The organism is Sphingobium sp. (assembly GCF_035511395.1).
Classification (GTDB): Bacteria; Pseudomonadota; Alphaproteobacteria; order Sphingomonadales; family Sphingomonadaceae; genus Sphingobium.
In genome coordinates this window covers 1-3,410 of sequence record NZ_DATKFP010000094.1, presented here as the reverse complement: position 1 = coordinate 3,410, position 3,410 = coordinate 1, and the positions used below count along the sequence as shown (strand labels likewise).

Here is a 3,410-nt window from a genome sequence, read left to right as displayed (position 1 = left end):
ACCTGTCCGCCCTGCTGGACAAGGGCGCGGCCTTCGCCGCCGATAAGGGTATCGACCCGCAGGCGCTGACCGGCGCGCAACTGATCGAGGACATGAAGCCTCTGACCGCGCAGGTGCAGTTCGCCTGCGATACGGCCAAGGGTACGGTCACGCGGCTGGGCGAGCTGGAGCCGGTGGCGATGGCGGACACCGAACAGAGTTTCGCGGAATTGCAGGCGCGGATCGCGAAGACCATCGCCCTGCTGGACGCCGTGCCGCGCGAGAAGATCGATGGACGGGAAGACGCGACCGTCGTGCTGAAGGTGCCGGACGGCGAAATGCCTTTCACCGGGCGCAGCCATGTGCTGACCTTTTCGCTGCCCAATTTCTATTTCCATCTGACGACCGCTTATGCGCTGCTTCGGCAGGCAGGCGTGCCGGTGGGCAAGCTGGACTATCTCGGCGGAATGTAGCCGGCGATGACCTTATCCTTATCCGTTCGCTTTGAGCGAAGTCGAGAAGCCGATAGCGCGTTGGGTGAATTTGGCTTTACTGAACGCCACTCTGTCTCGTTTCTCGACGATGCTCGAAACGAACGGGTGTAGGTTGATTTCATTCAATCCCATCCAGTTCTAACCCCCGATCAGACGCACATAGGCGCTGGCCACCCAGCCGCTGACGCACGGGCCGTCATAGGCCTGCTTGCGTTCCACGGGGGACGAGACGCCGCAATCGGCGGGCATGGTCGCATTGTCGGCAGGCTGGGCTGGCAAGACGACCACGCCCAGCCATTTCTGGTCGATGCTGCGGGTGCAGACATAGGCGCGCTGCCCTTCCGTCAGCCGCGCCAGTTCCTTCGCATCGCTGAACGGCGCGGCGCGCAACACCAATCCGGCAGCGCCGCTCCGCGTGACCTGCCCCAGCGTGCCGCAGGCATCAAGACGCGGGCCATCCTCCCCGACGGTGACTGGCCGGGCGACCGGCGCATCCATGCGGCTTTCGGGCACATCCTCGCGCGGGGCGCCGGCCAGCGAACTGTTGGGCAATTCCTCATAGACGTCGTTGCTCTTGGAGCAGGCTGTGAGAAGCAACATCAAGGCAAGGACTGTCCGCATAGAAAGCGTGATAGACCGCCCAGCCCCCCGGCGAAAGACGGCATGTTTCGCTTTAGTTTCAGCGCGCCTTTCCCTATATGCTCGGCATGAGCGAAGAACCCGTCAACTCCCCGAACAGCAATGAATATGGCGCCGACAGCATCAAGGTGCTGAAAGGGCTGGATGCCGTGCGCAAGCGGCCCGGCATGTATATCGGCGACACCGACGATGGCAGCGGACTCCATCACATGGTCTTCGAGGTCAGCGACAATGCGATCGACGAGGCGCTGGCGGGACATTGCGACCGGATCGTCATCACGCTGAACCCCGATGGGTCGGTCAGCGTGGAGGATAATGGCCGCGGCATTCCGACCGGCATCCACAAGGAAGAAGGCGTGTCGGCGGCCGAGGTCATCATGACCCAGCTGCACGCGGGCGGCAAGTTCGAGAATACGTCGGACGACAATGCCTACAAGGTGTCGGGCGGCCTGCACGGTGTGGGCGTCTCGGTCGTCAACGCTCTCAGCGAATGGCTGGACCTCAATATCTGGCGCGACGGCGAGGAGCATTGGATGCGCTTCGCCTATGGCGACGCCACCGCGCCGCTCAAGGTTATCGGCAAGGCGCCGGAGGGAAAGAAAGGCACGCGCGTCACCTTCCTCGCCTCGACCGAGAAGGTACCCGGCGACGGCGCGACGTTCAAGAACCACACCGACTATGATTTCGAGAAGCTGGAACATCGCTATCGCGAACTGGCATTCCTCAACAGTGGCGTGCGCCTGTTCCTGGTCGACGCGCGGCATGAGGAGAAGAAGGAAGTCGAGCTTTATTATGAGGGCGGCATCGCAGCCTTCGTCAAATATCTCGACCGCAACAAGAATGCGCTGATGCCCGATCCGATCGCGATCGCCGGCACCCGCGACGACGTCACCATCGACGTCGCGCTGGAGTGGAACGACTCATATTATGAGAACGTCCTCTGCTTCACCAACAACATCCCTCAACGCGACGGCGGCACCCACCTCGCCGCCTTCCGCGCGGCGCTGACCCGCACGCTCAACAGCTATGCCGAAAAGTCCGGCGCGCTGAAAAAGGAGAAGGTATCGCTTACCGGCGAGGATATGCGCGAAGGGCTGACCGCGATCGTCTCGGTCAAGCTGCCTGATCCCAAATTCTCGTCGCAGACCAAGGACAAGCTGGTCAGTTCCGAAGTGCGGCAGCCGCTTGAAAGCCTGATGGCCGACAAGATGGCGGAATGGCTGGAGGAAAACCCCCAGCACGGCAAGATGATCGTCCAGAAGGTGATCGACGCCGCCGCCGCCCGCGAGGCCGCAAAGAAAGCGCGTGAGCTGACCCGGCGCAAGGGTGCGATGGACATCGCCTCGCTGCCCGGCAAGCTCGCCGACTGCCAGGAACGCGATCCGGCCAAGTCCGAACTCTTCCTGGTCGAGGGTGATTCGGCCGGTGGTTCGGCCAAGCAGGGCCGCAACCGCCACAATCAGGCGATCCTGCCCTTGAAGGGCAAGATCCTGAACGTCGAGCGCGCGCGGTTCGACCGGATGCTCTCGTCCAAGGAAGTCGGCACCCTCATCCAGGCGATGGGCACCGGCATCCGCGACGATTTCAATCTGGAAAAGCTGCGCTACCACAAGATCGTCATCATGACCGACGCCGACGTCGACGGCGCGCATATCCGCACGCTGCTGCTGACCTTCTTCTATCGCCAGATGCCGCAGATCATCGAGGCAGGGCATCTCTATATCGCGCAGCCGCCGCTCTACAAGGCGAGCCGCGGCCGGTCGGAAGTCTATCTCAAGAACGAAGCCGCGCTGGAACAATATCTGGTCGACAATGGCGTCGATACGATGGTCCTGGAAACCAGCGGTGGCGCACGCAGTGGCGACGACCTGCGCAGCCTGATCGAGCATGGACGGCGGATGCGCGCGGTGATGCGCTATGTCCCGCGCCGCTACAATCCGGCCATCATCGAGGCACTGAGTCTCAATGGCGCGCTCGATCCCGAATTGTCGAACGACGCGCAGGCGCAGCGGCTGGCCGCGACCGTCGCCTGGATGGATGCCCATGATGTGGAGGGCCGCTGGTCGGGCCGCATCGCCGAGGAAGGCGGTTTCCACTTCGAGCGGATGTGGCGCGGCGTCACCGATCATCATGTGATCGAGGGCGGCTTCATAGGATCGGCCGAAGCACGCAAGCTGCACAGTATCGCCAGCGAAGAATCGGCCAGCTACCAGAGTTCCGGCCGGTTGGTGACGGTCAAGGCCGCCGCTGCGGCCGAGGAAGCGGGCGCGGACGATCTGCCCGCCGCCCCGGCCAAGG

General features: G+C 63.1%; 3 protein-coding genes. 2 read left to right on the top strand and 1 reads right to left on the bottom strand.

Annotation, left to right across the window (positions count from 1 at the left end):
• The first annotated feature begins 2 nt into the window (after positions 1-2).
• A complete protein-coding gene (locus VMR39_RS05750; protein ID WP_325415042.1) occupies positions 3-452 on the top strand; it encodes a DUF1993 domain-containing protein in 450 nt (149 codons plus the stop codon).
• 159 nt (positions 453-611) lie between these two features.
• On the opposite strand, the gene VMR39_RS05745 is transcribed toward VMR39_RS05750, so the two are convergent.
• Positions 612-1,094: a hypothetical protein gene (locus tag VMR39_RS05745; RefSeq protein WP_325415041.1), complete on the bottom strand. Its 483-nt coding sequence runs from the start codon at positions 1,092-1,094 to the stop codon at positions 612-614.
• Positions 1,095-1,180: 86 nt separating this feature from the next.
• On the opposite strand from VMR39_RS05745, the gene VMR39_RS05740 reads away from it, so the two are divergent.
• On the top strand, positions 1,181-3,410 hold a 2,230-nt coding region (locus VMR39_RS05740), incomplete at its 3' end, for a DNA gyrase subunit B (RefSeq protein ID WP_325415040.1).